The sequence below is a fragment of the Clostridium sp. JN-9 genome (genome assembly GCF_004103695.1).
In the GTDB taxonomy this organism is placed as follows: domain Bacteria; phylum Bacillota; class Clostridia; order Clostridiales; family Clostridiaceae; genus JN-9.
The window spans coordinates 575,663-595,833 of sequence record NZ_CP035280.1; the positions used below are offsets into that span (position 1 = coordinate 575,663).

General features: G+C 32.5%; 11 protein-coding genes and 1 other annotated feature. Of the genes, 7 read left to right on the top strand and 4 right to left on the bottom strand.

The genetic code is table 11. From position 1 onward, the window contains the following. Positions 1-179: 179 nt before the first annotated feature. From EQM05_RS02785 to trpS, 3 genes are all read left to right on the top strand, one after another. Positions 180-8,813: a glucoamylase family protein gene (locus EQM05_RS02785; RefSeq protein WP_128748633.1), complete on the top strand. Its 8,634-nt coding sequence runs from the start codon at positions 180-182 to the stop codon at positions 8,811-8,813. Positions 8,814-8,938: 125 nt separating this feature from the next. Then, positions 8,939-9,313, top strand: a complete 375-nt coding sequence (locus EQM05_RS02790; RefSeq protein ID WP_128748634.1) for a desulfoferrodoxin — start codon at positions 8,939-8,941, stop codon at positions 9,311-9,313. A gap of 54 nt (positions 9,314-9,367) precedes the next feature. Further along, positions 9,368-9,604, top strand: a binding site (T-box leader). 51 nt (positions 9,605-9,655) lie between these two features. Then, positions 9,656-10,654 carry a tryptophan--tRNA ligase gene (gene trpS / locus EQM05_RS02795; protein WP_128748635.1) on the top strand — a complete coding sequence of 333 codons (999 nt, stop codon included), beginning with the start codon at positions 9,656-9,658 and terminating at the stop codon, positions 10,652-10,654. 149 nt (positions 10,655-10,803) lie between these two features. Here the strand turns inward: trpS and yidA are convergent, their stop codons facing one another. Further along, on the bottom strand, positions 10,804-11,619 hold the full coding sequence (gene yidA / locus EQM05_RS02800) for a sugar-phosphatase (protein ID WP_128748636.1): 816 nt from the start codon (positions 11,617-11,619) through the stop codon (positions 10,804-10,806). Between the two features lie 197 nt (positions 11,620-11,816). Between yidA and EQM05_RS02805 the strand changes: the two genes are divergently transcribed. Beyond that, positions 11,817-13,409 (top strand): peptide chain release factor 3, encoded by a 1,593-nt coding sequence (locus tag EQM05_RS02805; protein ID WP_128751018.1) that lies wholly within the window; start codon positions 11,817-11,819, stop codon positions 13,407-13,409. 386 nt (positions 13,410-13,795) lie between these two features. Here EQM05_RS02805 and EQM05_RS02810 read toward each other — a convergent pair whose 3' ends face one another. From EQM05_RS02810 to EQM05_RS02815, 3 genes are all read right to left on the bottom strand, one after another. Next, positions 13,796-14,797: a phosphatase PAP2 family protein gene (locus EQM05_RS02810; RefSeq protein ID WP_128748637.1), complete on the bottom strand. Its 1,002-nt coding sequence runs from the start codon at positions 14,795-14,797 to the stop codon at positions 13,796-13,798. A 200-nt stretch (positions 14,798-14,997) separates the two neighbouring features. Continuing rightward, entirely contained in the window at positions 14,998-15,153 is a 156-nt protein-coding gene (locus tag EQM05_RS15650) for a DUF5670 family protein (RefSeq protein WP_164917174.1), read from the bottom strand. Between the two features lie 65 nt (positions 15,154-15,218). Continuing rightward, positions 15,219-16,325, bottom strand: coding sequence for a GerAB/ArcD/ProY family transporter (locus EQM05_RS02815; RefSeq protein WP_205694161.1), 1,107 nt, complete (start codon positions 16,323-16,325; stop codon positions 15,219-15,221). 96 nt (positions 16,326-16,421) lie between these two features. On the opposite strand from EQM05_RS02815, the gene EQM05_RS02820 reads away from it, so the two are divergent. From EQM05_RS02820 to EQM05_RS02830, 3 genes are read left to right on the top strand one after another with little or no spacing between them, the layout of a single operon-like run. Beyond that, positions 16,422-17,825 carry a spore germination protein gene (locus EQM05_RS02820; protein WP_128748639.1) on the top strand — a complete coding sequence of 468 codons (1,404 nt, stop codon included), beginning with the start codon at positions 16,422-16,424 and terminating at the stop codon, positions 17,823-17,825. Further along, on the top strand, positions 17,822-18,928 hold the full coding sequence (locus EQM05_RS02825) for a Ger(x)C family spore germination protein (protein ID WP_128748640.1): 1,107 nt from the start codon (positions 17,822-17,824) through the stop codon (positions 18,926-18,928). Before EQM05_RS02820 ends, EQM05_RS02825 begins: the two co-directional genes overlap by 4 nt. Before the next feature lie 60 nt (positions 18,929-18,988). Continuing rightward, complete coding sequence (locus EQM05_RS02830; protein ID WP_128748641.1) at positions 18,989-20,128, top strand: RNA-binding domain-containing protein; 1,140 nt, start codon at positions 18,989-18,991, stop codon at positions 20,126-20,128. The last annotated feature ends 43 nt before the right edge of the window (positions 20,129-20,171 follow it).

Genomic DNA, 20,171 nt, shown 5'->3' on the forward strand with positions numbered 1-20,171 from the left:
TTTTAGAAATTTTCATATTACTTATTGAAGATAAAATATATGTAAAATTGTCATTGAGATAATAGAAATTAGTGGATAATAACATAGAAAACATATTTTTATGGCTGATGGATATAATAATTAAAGCACAATTTTTTAGGTATGTTATTATATTTCATACAGTGAAAGGATGGTTTTCTATGTATTATGTTTATATTATATCAGCTGCGGTTATTGGAGCAATAATCTACTTTTCAATAAACAGAAACCTTTGTAATGAACATAATATTATGAATGATGTTCCTTCTTTAAATGTAGATAAAGAAGGATTAAAAAAACATGCAGGAAAAATATCAAATGAATATTCAGCTGCCGGCAGAACAAACTGCAGGAAAAAAGTAATTAAAAGTTTAAAAGAAAGCTATGAAAAAATATTAGAATGTTATTTATATATAGATAAAAATTTCAAAAATAAAAGAGAATTAGTACCTGCAGCAGAATGGCTTCTTGATAATTTATATTTAATAGAAAGAGAATATAAAGACATAATCCGCAGCATGCCGGCACACTATTATAAAAATCTGCCTGTAATTGACCAAGGCATTATGAAAAACTATCCAAGAATTTATCATATTGCAGTAGAATTGGTATCTCATACTGATGGAAGAGTGGATGAGGACATAATAGAATCCTTTATTAATGCTTATCAGGAAAGCACCATTTTAACAAGCGGAGAACTATGGGCACTTCCAATAATGATTAGGACTGCATTGATACAGAACATTGGCAGAGTATGTGAAAAGCTGGTTCTTTCAGAGAAGGATAAAAGGGAAGCTGACATTAATGCAGATACATTAATTAATGCCATAAGTGGAAACAATCTTCAAAGCGAACTTTCAGCCCTTAAGTTAGAAAAAGCCGGTGAGCTGTCTCCACATTATATTGAAAGATTTATTAAAGCCTTAAGGGATAATGGAATAGATAATATTGAAATCTATAAATGGATAGGTGAAAAGCTGGATCTGCAGGAAACTAACATTGAAAGAATGATAAAAATAGAACACCAGCTTCAGGCTGGCTTTCAGTTATCTATAGGAAACAGTATAACAGGCATAAGAGAAGTTTCATCTATAAATTGGAAGCAATGCTTTGAGAAGTTAAGTTATGTTGAAAAGATTTTAAGAAAAGACCCATCGTCAATTTATAATAATATGGATTTTAAGTCCAGGGACTACTATAGACATTGTATTGAGAAGCTTTGGAGAGAAACAAAAATACCAGAATCTTATATAGCTAAAAAGGCTGTAGAATGTGCTGAGGAAAATACTGTGCAGCAAAATAGAGAGTATCTAAAACATGTAGGCTATTATATTACGGATGAAGGTATATCATGTTTGAAGGAAAAGATGGGATATAAGCCCAACTTATATGGAAAAATAAAATCTAAAATAAAGCACAATGCTGTTTCGTTGTATTTAGGAACAATAACTGCAGGGATATTTATTTTTGTAGCTCTAATAATTGGAAATACATATGCAGAGGATAGAAACCCAATACTCTGGAAGTATATTATTGCTGCTGCTGCCATAATAATTCCATGCAGTGAAATAGTAATTTCTATTTTTCACTGGAGCATTAACCATCTTTTAGAACCATCATTTTTGCCAAAGCTGGAATTTGCAAGCGGTATACCTGAGGAAGTTACCACTGTGGTGGTAGTGCCGGCACTTATAAATAATGAAAAGAGGGTGCATGAATTACTAGATAGTATAGAGGTATACTATCTTGCAAATAATGAGAAAAATGTATACTTTGCATTATTAGGAGATTTTAAGGATAGCCATAATCAGAAAGAAACTGATGATAATGGAATAGTTAAGGGAGCTCTCAGCCATGTGAGATATCTAAATGATAAGTATTGCAGCGGTGAAAAGGATATTTTTTATTTTCTTAACAGAGTCAGAAAGTATAATGATAAAGAAAAAATGTGGATGGGCTGGGAAAGAAAGCGCGGAAAGTTAATGGAATTCAACGCTTTAATAAGAGGCTCCAATAATACAAGTTATAATGTGCTCAGCGGTGATATAAGCAACTTAAAAAATGTAAAGTATGTAATAACTTTGGATGCTGACACTCAGCTTCCAAGAGACTGTGCAAAAAAATTAATAGGAACTATAAGCCATACATTAAATAAGCCCTATTTGGATTTAAAGAATAATAAGGTTCTAAGAGGATATGGGCTTATTCAGCCTAGAATAAGTGTAAGTACAACAAGTGCAAACAAGACCTTATTTTCAAGGATATTTTCCGGGGAAACAGGTATTGACATGTATACTACGGCTATATCAGACGTTTATCAGGATGTTTTTGGGGAGGGAATTTTCACAGGAAAAGGAATTTACGATATAGATGTATTTAATCTTATATTGAGCAATGAAATACCTGAAAACTCTGTGTTAAGTCATGATCTGCTGGAAGGCTGCTATACAAGAGCTGCTTTGGCTACAGATATAGAATTAATAGATGGGTATCCTTCTTCTTATTTATCCAGCTGCAAAAGACTGCACAGGTGGGTAAGAGGTGACTGGCAGTTAATCCCATGGATTTTTAAAAAATCATCTTTGAATGCAATATCCAGGTGGAAAATCATTGATAATATCAGGAGGAGCTTATTGCCAGTTTCACTTGTTGTATTAACTTTACTATCATTTAGTATTCTTCCTAAAAGTGAGAGATGGTTTGCTATTGCTGTTATAGCATTACTGGCTCCTATGCTTTTTGATGTATCTGAAGCAGTAGTAGCACCAATAAAGGGCATAAGCCTTTCAGGTAAGGTAAACAACGGAAAAACCATGGTAGAGCAGATATTTTTAATATTTTGTTTTCTGCCCTATGTATCCTGGTTAATGCTTGATGCAATTATAAGGACTATTTACAGAGTTTATGTAAGCAAGAGGAATCTGCTGGAATGGCAGACTGCTGCAGATGCTGAAGCTCAGACTGGAAAGCAGCTAAAATATTATATCAAAGCTATGTGGATAGCCAGTGCTTTGGCTTTATTCACAGGGGCTGTTGCTGCAGCCAGATCTTTTGAGGCATTTCTGATTATGCTGCCAACTGTAATTGTTTGGTTCTTAAGTCCTTATATTGCTTATTATATAAGTAAGGATGGAAAAAAAGTACCATTTCAGCTGCATAATAAACAAAAAATGGAACTTAGGAAAATTGCCAGAAGAACCTTTGCATATTTTGAGGACTTTGTAAATGATGAGAACCATTGGCTGGCACCGGATAATTATCAGGAGTATCCCAGCAATGGAGTTGCACATAGAACATCTCCAACAAATATGGCTATGGGACTCACATCTAATATTGCAGCATATGATTTAGGGTATATTGGAATTTCAGGCACAGTAGAAAGAATTGAAAAGATACTGAGCAGTATGGAGGGACTAAAAAGATACAGAGGACATTTTTATAATTGGTATGATACCAGGACAAAAGATACCTTGAAACCAGAATATATTTCTACTGTTGACAGTGGAAATTTAGTAGGCTATCTATGGGAAGTTTCAGCATCTTTAGAAGAATATCTTACAAAGCCTATAGTAAATAAAAATCAGATTAAAGGCTTGGAGGATCTGCTTCATATTGCAGATGATGATATTTACAAAGAACTTAATATAAAAGATTTTTATTCAATTATATTAAATGGAGAAATCAAGCATGAGTACAGTATAACTTATTGGAGGAGACTTTTAATCAATGTATTAAATAAAACTGAGGAATTGGGAAACACAATTGATATTAATAAATTATACTGGGTAAATAAAGTAAAAAAAAATGTGTCAAATGATTTAAGAGAAATAGAAAGGTTTATGCCATGGCTTGACACCATTTTAGAATCTTCTCAAATAAATGATGATGAAAAAGAAAGCATTATGAATATTTTTTCAAGTGTACCCATAAAAGATTTAAGCAGTAAAACTAAAGAAATAATTACTGATTATGAAGTCATTTCTTCTAATAAACATGATAAGTTGTATTTAGAATTATGCGATTTAATTGAAAGTGGAGCCAAAGAAACAGATAAGTTAGTAAATAACATTGAAGACATTATGGGAAGATTAACTATTATTGCAGATTCAACTGATTTTACCATGCTTTATGATAAAAAAAGGCAGCTTTTTTCTATTGGATATGATATTAACAGAGATTCACTGGGAAACAGCTATTATGATCTGCTGGCATCAGAAGCCAGGCAGGCAAGCTTTGTTGCTATTGCAAAAGGTGATGTTGAACAAATACACTGGTTCAAATTAGGCAGAGCCCTTACATCTATATTTAAAAGTAAGGCATTGGTGTCATGGAGCGGTACAATGTTTGAATACTTTATGCCTTTACTAATAATGAAAAGCTTTCCAAATACATTATTAGATGAAACATATAAGGCCGTTATTGATGGTCAGAGAAAGTATTGTAAACAAAGAAGAGTTCCATGGGGAATTTCAGAATCAGCTTTTTATAATTTTGATTTAAACTTAAATTATCAGTATAAGGCTTTTGGAGTGCCTGGAATAGGCTTAAAGAGAGGACTTTCCAATGAATTGGTGATTTCACCGTATTCTACACTATTAGCACTTCAGATAGATTTGCAAAATGGAATGGAAAATGTAAATAGGCTGATTTCAGAAGGACTTATTGGGAAATATGGATTTTATGAATCTGTAGATTATACTAATGAAAGACTGCCAAAAGGAAAAGGAAAGGCAATTGTAAAATGTTTTATGGTTCACCATGAAGGCATGGGCTTTATGGCTTTGGATAATGTTTTGAATAAAAACATATTACAGGAAAGATTTCACAGGGTACCAATGGTTAAGGCAACGGAACTGCTGCTTCAGGAGAAGGTTTCAAATAGAGTAATATACGATAGAAAACAGATAATTGATTATAGTAATTCCAGCTTTGAAAAAAGCAATATTATTGTTAGAAAATACACCACAGCAAATACTGAGATACCAGAAACACATTTATTATCAAATGGAGCCTATTCATTAATGATAACAAATTCCGGAACTGGGTACTCAAAGCTTGACAATATGCTTATTTACAGGTGGAAAGAGGATGTAACAAGAGATAATAAAGGAACATTTTTTTATATTAGAAATGTAAATTCAAGAGATTACTGGAGTGCTGCCTTTGAGCCATGCAAATGCACTGGAGATAAGTATGAAGTTGCATTTGCTTTAGATAAGGCAGAATTTTTAAGAAAAGACGGTAACATTGAAACCAGAACGGAAATTGCAGTTTCAAATGAAGATAACTGTGAAACAAGAAGATTAAACATTACAAATCATAGTGATCACAGCAGAACAATTGAAATTACCAGCTATAGTGAGATCACCCTTGCTGAATATAACACTGACCTGGTTCATCCTGCCTTTAGTAATTTATTTATAAGCACTGAATTTATAGAAAGCTTAAACTGTATAACTGCTAACAGAAGGGTAAGAAAAAAAGGCGGAAAGCAGCCTTGGACTATGGAAACTGTATGTATTGATGGAGAAAGAATTGGACCAATACAATATGAAACCAATAGGGCTAATTTTATAGGAAGATGTAACAATTTAACTTCACCACAAGTTATGGAAAAGGATTCAGTGCTTAAAAATACAGCAGGGGCAGTTTTAGATCCAATAATCAGCATGAGAGTAAGGGTGAAAATTCCGCCTGGAGGTACTATAAAGGCTGCATATACAATAGGAATATCAAATACAAGAGATGAAGTGCTTGATTTAGCTAAAAAGTATAATAATATGCATAATGTGGATAGAATATTTAAACTATCCTGGACTCAGGCACAATTAGAAATGAAGTATTTAGGTATAAAATCATCCCAGGCAAATATGTATCAGCTAATGGCGTCAAATATATTATTTTTGAACACCACATTTAAAGATAGGGAAAATGAAATAAAATCAATATCAAAATTTCAAAGTAATCTATGGCCTTATGGGATATCTGGAGATTTACCAATTGTACTGCTTATTATAAGTAAAGAAAGCCATATTGACATGGTAAGGCAAATGCTTAATGCACACCAATACTGGAGTGCTAAAGGTCTCAAAGTTGATCTAGTTATTGTAAATATGGAGGAAAGCACCTATGATCAATCATTGCAGCATTCTTTACAAGAATTTATAGCATCAAGCCATGCCAGGGATAAGCAGAATAAATCAGGAGGCATATTCTTACTAAGCAGGTCTACCATGCCGGAAGATGACATTAGGTTTATATCAGCTATAGCAAGATTAGTTATAAATTCAGATAAGGGAAGTTTAATAAGCCAGATAAAAAACATCAATAAAGTCTTGGATGAAGTACAAGAGCTTCCAGTAAGTAAAATTGAACATAATTACATTCCATATAAGCATGAAAAACCCCAGTTGGAATATTTCAATGGATATGGAGGCTTTGATCTAAAAAATAATGAATATAATATCATATTAAACAATTACAGAAACACACCTGCACCATGGATTAATGTAATATCTAACGGCAGGTTCGGGTTTAATGTTTCGGAAAATGGTGTTTCATATTCATGGTATAAGAACAGCAGAGAAAATAAAATTACAAACTGGACAAATGATCCTGTAGAAGATGGAGAAAGTGAAGAGATATATTTAAGAAATGAGGATAATGGCAGGGTGTGGAGTATATCACCTAAACCTGTACGGGACAATGGAGAATATATAATTAAACATGGATTTGGATATTCAATTTTCACTCATGAATTTGAAGGAATAATTGGAGAGATTACCATGTTTGCTGCTAAAGAACACAGTGCAAAACTCTGTATTGTAAAATTAAAAAATAATACTAATGAAAAGAGAAAGATATCCATAACTTATTATGCCAGAATGGTTTTAGGAGTGAATCCTGAGCACACAGCACAGTATATTTCCACGTATTATAACCATGATGAACAGTATATTTATGCTAATAATCCATACAACAAATATTTTAATAAGCTTTATGCATACTTAAAAATAATGGGAGGAGATGATATATCCTACACTGGTAACAGAAAAGAGTTTTTTGGAAGGGAAGGATCAATAGAATTCCCTAAAGCTTTAAAGAAAGCTGGATTATCCAATACAGCTGGCAGCGGATTTGATCCTTGTATCTCCATGAGCTGTAAGGTTAATTTGGAACCCAGCGAAGAAAAGTATTTAACTATAATTTTAGGCGAAGATGAAAGTATTGAAAACATAAATGACATAGTTCACAAATTCAGTGATATTAATGCTGTTAACAATGAACTTTTACTTGTTAAAAAAGGCTGGAGTGATATTTTAGGTAAAATTAAAGTCAAGACTCCAGATAAAACAATGGATATACTTTTAAATGGATGGCTTATGTATCAGACAATTTCCTGCAGACTTTGGTCTAAAACAGCCTTTTACCAAAGCGGGGGAGCTGTTGGCTTTAGAGATCAGCTGCAGGATTCCATGGCAGCTTTGTATTTGAATCCACAAATATGCAGAAATCAAATAATACACAGTGCTTCAAGACAATATGCAGAAGGAGATGTACAGCACTGGTGGCATCCAATTATAAACAGCGGCATAAGAACAAGGTTTTCAGATGATTTACTGTGGATGCCATTTGTAACCGCAGATTATATTAAAAATACCGGAGATTATTCTATACTTGAGGAAAAGCAGCCATATTTAAAAGATAAGCCCCTTGAAGAAGGAGAAGATGAAAGATACAGCATAATATCAGATACTGAAGGAGAGGACACTATTTACAATCATTGTATAAGGGCAATTGACAGGTCTCTTAAGTTTGGAAGTCACGGCATTCCGCTAATGGGGTCTGGAGATTGGAACGATGGTATGAACACAGTTGGAAATGGCGGTAAAGGTGAAAGCGTATGGCTTGGTTGGTTTTTATATACCATTCTTGATAAGTTTGCTCAACTGTGCAGATTTAAAAATCATGGGGAGAAGGCTGATAAATATATTCAGGTTAAAGATCATCTAAAGGAAAATCTGGAGAAGTATGCATGGGATGGAGATTGGTACAGAAGAGCATACTTTGATGATGGTACACCTTTAGGCTCTGCTGAAAATGAAGAATGTAAAATAGATTCACTGGCACAAAGCTGGTCGGTAATATCAGGGGCAGGAAAGCCATCAAGAGCAAAAGAAGCTATGGAATCACTTGAAACAAATTTAATTAAGTATGATAAAGGAATGGTGCTTCTTTTAACACCTCCTTTCTATAACAGCTCATTAGAACCGGGATATATTAAAGGTTATGTGCCGGGAGTAAGAGAGAACGGAGGTCAGTACACTCACGGCGCTGTATGGGTTATAGCAGCATATTGCAGAATGGGACTTGGAGATAAGGCCTGGAAGATATTTAATATGATAAATCCAATAAATCATACCAGGTCACATCTTGAGTGTGAGGTATACAAAACCGAGCCATATGTGATGACTGCTGATATATATGATAAAGAGCCTCATGAGGGAAGAGGCGGATGGAGCTGGTACACTGGTGCAGCAGGGTGGATGTATAGAACTGGAATAGAAGGAATACTTGGTCTGAAGCTGGAGGAAGGTAAAGGTTTTAGAATATCACCCTGCATTCCAAATGAATGGAATGAGTACAGCATTACTTATGAGTATAATGATTCCATTTATTATATTCACATCAATAGGGGCGAAAATAAAGGAGTTTTCTTAAATGGGGAAAGACAGCAGGATGATTTAATTAAATATGAAAAGAAAGGAACATATAAAATTACTGTGATTATTTAATTGTTGTAAAAACTTTAAAAATTCATATAAATAAAGGAGGAATTATTATAAAAATGTCGAATAATAGTTATTAATAGATATATAAAAGTACCTGTTAATAATTATTGATTTAAGGAGGGTTTACAATGACTGAGTTAAGACAAATTTACAAATGTGAAGTATGTGGTAATATTGTGGAGGTTGTGCACCCATCAGGAGGAACATTAGTTTGCTGCGGCAAGCCAATGACATTATTAAAAGAAAATACAACAGATGCTGCAGTGGAAAAGCATGTACCAGTAATTGAAAAAATAGATGGCGGAGTTTTAGTTAAAGTTGGTGCTGTTGAACATCCAATGCTTGATAACCATTATATAGAATGGATAGAAGTTCATACAGCTAATAAAGTTTATAGAAAATACTTAAAACCAGGAGACAAACCAGAAGCTGTATTTAAATTAGATAAAGAAGTTTTATATGCAAGAGAATATTGCAATTTACATGGTTTGTGGAAAAAATAAAATAATATATTGACATTTTAATTTTAAAAGCATAATATAATTTTAACAAAACATTTAAATTCACTGACGGGAAGCAAGTAAACTTAAAAACAAGTTCAAAGAGAGCTGCACATGGTGAAATTGCAGCAGCCATGCTTAAGTCCAATGGGTCCCTGAGAAGCAGGATGAATTATAAGTAGTCCTTTGTCGTATGCTTTACGTTATAAAAGCAGGATATCATTAGTGTATCTTTATGAGGAGAAATATATATTTCTCAAATTTAGGTGGTACCGCGACTAATTCGCCCTATAGCATTTGCTATAGGGCTTTTTGTATACATAATTTTAATTGGAGGTAATTTTTGTGGAAGAAAAAAAGAAGGTCATATTCAGTGGCATTCAGCCGTCTGGAAATCTTACTTTAGGTAATTATATTGGAGCAATTAAAAACTGGGTAAAATTGCAGAATGAATATGACTGCTATTATTGTGTAGTGGATCTGCATGCTATAACAGTGAAACAGGAACCTAAGGATTTAAGAAGGAGAACTTTAGAGGTGCTTGCAATATATATTGCTTCCGGCATTGATCCAGAGAAAAATACTATGTTCATTCAGTCTCATGTGCCGGCTCATAGTGAAGCAGCATGGCTTTTAAATTGTTCCACATACATTGGAGAATTAAGCAGAATGACTCAGTTTAAGGATAAATCTAAAAGATATGGAGACAGTATTTCTGCGGGACTTCTAAATTATCCAGTGCTGATGGCTGCAGATATACTGTTATATCAAGCTGACTTAGTGCCCGTAGGAGGAGACCAAAAGCAGCATCTGGAAATAACAAGGGACATTGCTAATAGATTTAACAATACCTATAGTCCTACATTTACTATTCCAGAGCCTTATATACCAGACTCTGGAGCCAGAATAATGGATTTACAGGATCCAGCAAAGAAAATGTCAAAGTCTTCAGATAATCCTAACAGCTATATATTAATTATGGATACACCAGATGTTATAAGAAAGAAGATAAACAGAGCAGTTACAGATAGCCTGGGAACTGTAAAATACAGTGATGACCAGCCTGGAGTAAAAAATTTAATGAGCATATTGAGTGTATTAACAAACTTATCCTGTGATGACATTGAAAAGAAATATATGGGACAGGGATATGCAGAATTTAAAAAAGATGTAGCTGAAGCAATAATTGTAGAACTCGAGCCAATTCAGAAAAAGGTTAAAGAACTAATGGAAGATAAATCATATCTTGAAGGAATATACAAAGCAGGAGCTGAAAAGGCAAACTATGTGGCTAATAAAACTCTTAGGAAAATGCAGAAAAAAATAGGATTTATACTAAAGTAGAAAAGAACAAAGAACAAAGATCAAATAATGTTGTTTTGCCTTAGGGCAAAACTCAAATTATTGATTTTCAGCTTCAGCTGAAAATCTACATTATTTGTTATCTGTTCTTTAATCTTTAAAAAATCTGGAGTTTACACTCCAGATTTTTTCTAGCATGCTTTTTTGTTTAATACAAATTTATTAATGGCATGGGCTACGCCGTCCTCTTCATTGGTTTTTGTAACGTAATCTGCTGCTTCTTTTACTTCAGGGAATGCATTTCCCATGGCTACACCTAAACCGGCATATTTTATCATATGCATATCATTTCCTGCATCACCAACGCAGATAACCTCTTCTCTTTTTATTCCCAAATTGTCAGCCAGTGCTTCAACTCCGAAACCTTTATTTACAGTTTTATTTAAAAATTCTATAAAATATGGACAGCTTCTAACAACAGTATACTTCTGGTATATCTGCTTAGGCAGATCTTTGACCACCCTGTCCAATATTTCAGCTTCATCAATATACATTATTTTTACTATTGGAATTGAACTATCTAAATTATTAAAATCAACTATATCAAGCGGAATTTGATTTTGACTTGCTTCTAATTGGGAATATTTACTCAACTTTGGAGTTAGGACAGAATCATAGGACAATGCATGAATATTTACTTTAAGCTTCAGGCTTAAATCATATAGGTATTTAAGATCATCGTGAGTCATAATATTTTCAGAAATCACTTTGCCAGTTTTTACATTTTGTATTAGTGCGCCATTAAAAGCAATAGCGTAATCATCTTCATTTACTAAATTAAGCTGTTTAAGATATCTTTTAATTCCCTTAAGAGGTCTTCCTGTTGTAAGAACTACTTTTACACCATTCTCTTTTGCAGATTTTATAGCAGCAAAACTTTTAGATGAAATTGTTTTATCTTCTTTTAATAAAGTACCATCCATATCTAAAGCTACTAATTTATACATACTAATCCTCCAGCGTTAAGTTTTTTTATATATTGTAACAGTAATATAATTATTTACTACAAATAATTATATCATGTAGTAAAATAAAATAAAGAATAGTAAACGTTGGCATAATAATAATTATATCGTAATTGCAAACTTATTTGTTAACTGCTATAATAATGAAGCATAAACTTTTAGAAAAGAGGGAAAATGCGGTGTCAGAACTATTTAATGAAATTGAAAGAAGAAGAACATTTGCAATTATTTCACACCCTGATGCAGGTAAAACTACGCTGACTGAAAAACTTTTGCTTTATGGAGGAGCAATTAGATTAGCTGGCTCTGTTAAGTCAAGAAAAGCATCTAAGCATGCAGTTTCTGACTGGATGGAAATAGAAAAGCAGAGAGGTATTTCTGTTACTTCCTCAGTAATGCAGTTTAATTATGATGGATATTGCATAAACATATTAGATACTCCAGGCCATCAGGATTTTAGTGAAGATACATATAGAACTTTAATGGCAGCAGATAGTGCAGTAATGGTTATTGATGCAGCAAAAGGAGTAGAAGATCAGACTAAAAAGTTATTTCATGTATGCAGCTTAAGAGGAATTCCTGTATTTACATTTGTAAACAAGATGGACAGAGAAAGCAGAGATCCATTTGAATTAATGGAAGAAATAGAAAATGTATTAGGAATAAAATCTTATCCTATGAATTGGCCTATAGGAAGCGGAGCAGATTTTAAGGGTGTTTACGATAGAAAAAAAAAGCTGGTAGAGGTATTTAATGGTGGAAACCATGGTCAGACTGAGGTGGAATCCATTGAAGGAAGTGTAGATGATCCAATATTTGGTGAGTTATTAGGCGTAGGGCTTCATGATAAGCTTAAAGAGGATATTGAATTATTGGATATAGCTGGAGATAAATTTGATTCTTCAAAGGTAAACAAAGGTGAATTAACTCCAGTGTTTTTTGGCAGTGCATTAACTAACTTTGGAGTGGAGCCATTTTTAAAGTATTTCTTAGAATTAACTACTCCACCTCTTCCAAGGCAGTCTGATAAAGGCGAAATAGATGTATTTAATGATGAATTTTCTGCATTTATATTTAAAATTCAGGCTAATATGAATCCTGCTCATAGAGACAGAATTGCGTTTATGAGAATTTGCTCAGGAAAATTTAAAAAGGGTATGGAAGTATATCATGTGCAGGGAGGAAATAAAATAAAATTAGCTCAGCCTCAGCAGTTTCTAGCCCAGGACAGAGAGATTATAGAGGAAGCTTATGCAGGTGATATAATAGGAGTTTTTGATCCTGGAATCTTCAGGATTGGAGATACTTTATGTGCAGGCAATAAAAAATTTAAGTTTGAAGGCATACCTGTTTTTGCTCCGGAACATTTTGCAAGAGTTAAAACCATAGACACCATGAAAAGAAAACAATTTATTAAAGGTATAACTCAGATATCTCAAGAGGGTGCAATTCAGGTATTTAAAGAACTTCATATAGGCATCGAAGAAATAATAGTAGGAGTTGTTGGAGTTCTTCAGTTTGAAGTATTAGAATATAGATTGAAAAATGAATATAACGTGGATATAAAAATGGAAAGATTACCTTATAAATATGTCAGATGGATAGAAGATACAGATATTGATCTGGAAAGGTTAAATCTTACAAGCGACACTAAGATTGTTAAGGATTTAAAGGATAGAGATTTGTTAATATTCCAAAGTGACTGGGGTATCAGCTGGGCTCTTGAACATAATAAAGGATTAGTATTATCAGACATGGGAAAAGATGCCTAAGCAGTGCTTAGGCATCTTTTCAAAGATTAAAGATTAAAGACCAAAGAACAAATAATGTTGATTTTCTTACCGAAAATCTTAAAATTCAATTTGCTGAGTGAATCATGCGTTTTAAGAACCAAGGATGGCTCTAATTACAGTTTAACTAATAGAGTTAAAAAAGGATTTGAAAAATCCAGAGCCGATAGGCTGCCACTTAAAACCCAAAGATTAAAGTCTGTTCTTTAATCTTTTCCCAATATAATTTTCCATATTCATTGCATTCATATGCCGCTTTTCTGTCCCTTATCAATTAAGTTTTTGGTTTTTCTGCAAAGAAAAACTACCTTACTTAATCTTTATTCTTTAATCTTTGTTATTTGTAATAATTTTGCATAGCAAAATTATTACAGAGTATCTAGGTAATAGTTATTTATAGTGGTTGATTTTGATCCTCTGGTTGAATCTCTATAATAGAATCTGCTCAAAGGCTTGTACAAAAGCTTCTCACCTTTATCTAAAACAAAGTCTACAAGTTTTACTGTAACAATTGCCAGAATAATACCGCCTATTACATCAATAACCCAATGAATTTCAAGATACATGGTGGAATAAACTACACATAAGCAGAAGAAAGCCCAAATGAATTTAAAAATTTTATCTTTTTCTCTAAGTACAAGTAAAAACATTGCAAATGCAATGGATGTATGCATTGATGGAAAACAATTAAGGGTAACCCCTGCAGCTGCCTTTGGAGTTAAATGTCTTGCCAGTCCATCAGGCTGCCCAAGTACATACCATACCTCCTGAACATGAAATATAAGATAAAATGGAGTTATGAGAAATACCTGAAATATATGCGCTGATAGTGTATACCTTAACATTTTTTTAAAGTCCTTAGAAATTGCAGCTCTATATAACGGAATCATAACTGGAAGAACGAAGCCGTTATTATATACCAGTCTAAAGAACCAGGTCAATGTATCATTTTTTATTATCCTGGCAAAGGAAGCATCATTAAAAGGTATTTTACTGAACAAGTTATTCCAGTTTACAACAAAACCCTGACTAATTTGCCATTTAAGCATCTTCCCCCAAAAATCATATCCATTTTTTGATATATACCATATTAATAAAAGATATGGAATTGCAAGCATCAAAAATGGAATTATTTTAACATCATTTCGTATATCCTTATAGGCTGTAAATGCAGCCAGTACAAGCAAAAATAAGTAAACTTTATAATCTATTCCTGTTTTAGCATGCAAGGCAGTATGCATCGCACCTTTTAAGAAATATAATCCTATAAAGATAAAATAATACTTATCTAAAAATTTTAATATGGTTAAGAGCATAGACTTCAATAAGTTTATAATACTGTTAGATTTTAAATTGTTGATGAATGTCATTAGTGTCCAATCCCCCTTCCATGAACAAAAATAATTATATCATATACTTGTATATTAAGTATACAGTTAAATATTAAGTATAAAGTTAAATATATAGATATTTACTTTTTATGCAGGTGGGAAATTGAAATTCACTAGTGAAAAATAAAAACTGCTGACATAAATGAATATCAGCAGTTTAAAGAGTTTAAAAGGAATGTCTACATAGATTTTTTTCTTTCTAAAATAACATCCACTACAAATACTAAGGCAGCAATAAGCAGTAATAAATTTATCAGGCTTCCTCCAATTCTTAAAATTAATCCAATTAACCAAAAAATCAGAACAATGCTCCCAAGCCATCGCAAAAAAATCATACAATTCCTCCCTTTTACTTTCTATATAGTTTCTGCAATAATTTATATTTTATTAATGGAGGGACTTAATTATTGCTTTGACCTTTTGATAGCCTGCTTTTAATAGAACTTATTGCCATCATGATAATTGGCAATATAAAATACGAAAAAAAGCAGATATATGCAAAGATATTTAATATATTAAAAAAGGTTAATAAATTACCAGCAGAAATTAATGCAAGAATATATGTTAAGAAAGTAATAATTATAATTTGAATGTTTTTAGATACTTTATTTAATATGTTAAAGCTGGATAACAGCAGCAGCAGAACTGTAAATGTAACTATATATTTTAGTGTCCAGGATGTAACAACCTGAAATATTACATAGAATTCACCACTTGCAAGTAATTCAAATCTTATGCTTCTTATTAACTGAGTCTGAATCATTTTAGGATAGGATATGGTTATTGATCTTTCTATATTAAATGTTGCCAATGTGCCTATTGTACTTACTATCAGCATTTGACAGGTGAATAAGACACCCACCATAATTGATCTTTTTAAATTTCCTTTATTTTTTATTCTTCCAATAAGCATTAATGGGATTATAAAAAATGAAAATAGACCTAATATCTTTATAAAGCTAAATAGGGACTGAAATGTAAATCCCTTTAAAAATACTGGGAATAACCTTCTATATATTTTATATTTGTAGGTAAGCATATATAAATTAATACCATTGAATATAGATCCTGTGATTCCTATAATACATGACACAATTACTGACTTTTCGCCATTTTTTACTATGTAAGCAGCTGGTATGGTAAAAAACAATAGTATATACCACATAGGAGACTCAATAAAAAAATTGGTATGGAATAAGCTGGCTGGAACAGAGCAGCTTTCCACCATGGTTAAAAGCAATATGATTGAATAAAATAATTTTATAATAGTACCAAGTACTTTTCCAAATGTATCCTGGCAAAACTGGGGAAAGGAAAAGCTATCTTTCTTCAAAATGTGTTTAACCAGAAATGCGGCATATACAGCTATTAGAATAGATGCACATATCACACCTATCCAGCTTTCATTTCTGCCTTCCCTAAAGAAAATAGACGGATATGTTTTTATCGATGCTACTGAAACTCCCATTATAAGAAAAAAGATATATTTGCTATATAATCCATCCATAGGTACCATAATGCTCCTTATTACTTTTTACATAGTTTACACTAATTGAAAGAATATTATCCTATTAAATACAAACAATATTAATGGTGATTCATAATGAATGAAGATTATGTTGAATTTATTAAAAATACTCTAAAAGATAATACTGACTTTAAGCAAAGAACATTAAAATGCAGCTGCGGTTTAATAAACCTGTTTTTTATAGACAATCTTTGTGATTCAAAATTTATAAGTGAATATGTAATTGGCGGGTTTCTCAGAAACTATTACATTGAGGACGACATCAATTATATAGAAGAAAAAGTCCTTATTGGAAATTCCATAGGAGACGTTAAAAGCAAAGAAGATGCCCTTCTCCATGTATTATCAGGAGACGTTTTAATTGTATTTGACTTTGTTCAGGAAAAGATTTTTACAGAAGCCAAAGGATATGTAAGGAGAAGTGTAAGCCAGCCTGAGGTTGAATCAGTGCTTAAAGGACCAAGGGAGGGCTTTACTGAGGCTTTCGTGGACAATATATCCTTAATAAGAAGAAAGATAAAAAATAAAGATCTTAAATTTGAAAGCATGACATATGGAACAGACACCAATACTGTAATAGTACTTGCCTATATTGCAGGAACAGCTCCTAAAACCTTAGTAGATGGAGTTAAAAATGAAATAAAAAATAATAATTTAAAATATATTTTGGATATTAATTATTTAGAGGAAAAGCTAAAAAATAAGAAAACTTTTTTTGACACTGTTGGATATACAGAAAAACCTGATATTGCGGCTTCAAAGCTGCTGGAAGGAAGAGTAGTAATTATTGTGGATGGAACTCCTATGGTTATTACAGCACCATATTTTTTTGTTGAAAATTTTCAAATGCCGGATGACTATTATGTAAATAAGTACTATGCAAATTCCGCCAGAATAATAAGAATGGCAGCTTTTATTATATCTGTAATTGCACCAGGGCTTTATGTTTCATTTGAAACCTATCACGTTTCATTAATTTCCACAGATTTTCTTTTCAGACTGGCTGTATCAAGGGCAGGAGTGCCAATTCCAGTGGTGGCAGAGGTTTTATTAATGAGCTTCTTCTTTATGCTTCTTAGAGAAGCAGGTATAAGGCTGGCGCAGCCTATAGGTCAGGCAATGAGTATAGTTGGGGCATTAATCCTTGGTGATGCAGCTGTGGGAGCAGGACTTGCCGCACAAAGTACCATAGTAGTAGTGGCGCTAAGTTCAATATGTTCTTTTTTATCTCCAAAGGTTTATGGTGGCATTGTGTTTTGGAATGGCACATTAATAGTACTTTCTGCATTGCTTGGATTGGCAGGTTTTATCATCGGTGGATACTTATTTGTTTCCCATTTGGCATCACTTGATAGCTGTGGATATCCTTACCTGTTCCCTATATTAGATAAATCTAACATTAATTTCAAAGATGTAATAATCAGAAGAGATTTGGATGAAATTTCAAAAGGCATTTTTAATAACGAAGGTGAAAAATGAAAAAGATATTTCTGCTACTATTATTTGTAATAAGCTTCACCATGGAGGGCTGCTTTAATTATAGGGATTTGGAAAAAGCACTATACGTAACTTCAGTAATTGTAGACAGCAGTGATGAAAATTTTGTGGAAATATATGCAGAGGCTTTCAGACCATTTAGAAGCAGTCAAAGTGCATCTGGAAAAGGAGAAAGAATACTCTTCAAGGGAAAGGGCAAAACTGACCTTGAAGCAATCAGAGATTTAAATTTAACTTCAAGCTTCAAGCTGAATTTTACTCAAAATAAGGTGATAATTTACACTAAAAGAGCTGCAGAAAAAGGCTTAGATAGTACAATAGATTTTTTTGACAGAGATCAGGAATTATTACTGCGCACCTATGTGGTGGTTTATCTGGGAGATCCTCAGGAATTATTAAAAATTGATTTAAAGGAAGAGGAATATTTAGGGGTATTTATATATAATCTTTTAGAAAACCTTGGATCATCCTCCAGAGCAGTAGCATTAGATACTAATGATTTCCTGGTAAGAAGCTATCAAGAGGTGGATTGTGTAGTTACGGCCATAGATGTGAGAAGTGAAGCTTCTGATATAAAGGTAGAAATAAATGGTGGAGCAGTAATTGGGGAATTTAAATTGCAGGATATAATGACAAGAAATGAAGGCGAGGGATATAATTTTTTAATTGATAAGATTAGAACAGGAACCCTTGAAGTCTCAAATCCAGATAGTAAAAGCCAATTTGTAACTTTGGAGATATTAAACAGTTCCACAAAAACAAAATTTTATAAGGAGGGAGATAAATATATATTAAAAAAGAAAATCAATGTAAAAACCAGTATAGCTGAGGCACAGAAAGGTTTAAGCTTTGATAAGAATACATTAAAAAAAATAAGTAATACTGCAGAGGATAATATAACAAAAGCATGTAATTTGGTTTATAATAATTATAGGAAAAAGAATTTGGATATTTTTTTCCTGAAGTTAATATACGAAAGAACATTTAATAAACCTGCCCCTGATAATTTAATTAATGACACAGATTTAGAATTAGATGTTAATGTGGATATTGAAGGTTCTTCAGATATTAAAAGCTTTAAATAATTGTGGCAATATTGTAAAATCAGCATAAAATAATAATAAGAATATTTTGAGGGATGGCATATGGATCTAAAAAAGCTAAAATTTCTTTTAAAAAATGGAGAAGGAACTAAAGTTGATTTTAAACTCAAAATTGACTTACTAACTGAAAGCGGCAGGAAGGAGCTTGCCAAAGATGTATGCTCTATAGCAAATTCGAAAGGCGGCAGAGGATATTTAATTATAGGAGTAGAGGACAAAACCAGAAATATTATTGGTATAGAAAATATGGATTATACTGAAGAGCAGATTCAGCAGATAGTAAGCAGCAGATGCGATCCTCCAGTACCTATTGATATTGAAACAGTAATACATGAAAATAAAAAACTGCTGATTATAAATATTTATGACGGGCCTCAGAAACCATATCAGTCACGGGATAATGGGGCTTTTTATATCAGACGGGGATCAACTACGGATATAATGAGAAAACAGGAATTGGTATCAGCTTTTCAAAATAATCTCTCACTTAATATAGAAGCATGTCCAATAGTAAAAACTGATATAAATCATCTTGATTTAAAAATGGTTGATAAATATTTTTATAATCAGGGCATTATTGTTAATGACTCTAACAGGTTAAAGTTAATGGAAAATGGTTCAATAATAACTCAGGATAAAGAATCAAACGATTATCTTATTACCCTTGGAGGATTACTGGTATTTTGTAAAATAAATAATGTATATATTCCACATAATATGATAAAGATAGTAAATAGTAATTCTGGGCACAGTAAATTTATAACAGGTGATTTATTGACAATGCTTAACCTTACAGAAAAGTATTTTTTAGAAGAGTTCCCCAAAAGGTATCCGGTTAATGCTTTATTTGAGGTAGTTAAAAATGCAGTTCTATTCAGGGATTACACCATATTTAACAGAGAAATAGAAGTAATAATACGATATTCCAAGATATATATAATCATTCCAGGTGCATTTTCAAAATTTAGTGAAGGAAATTATTTTCTTCAGGGTAAAAGAAATATGTGGATTTATGAAAAGCTGCTCACATTAGATGAAGAAAAAAAATTATATAACACAGGCAATAATATTTTTCACATTAAAAAGCCTTTTATGGGCAAAGGAAAAGTAATCTTTGTTAACAGTATAAGGGAAAACTGTCTCAAGGTGATTTTACCTGGAATCAGTAGATTTCCTGAATAAAATGGAGATTTTTACAGGTAAATAACATATTATTAATCAACAG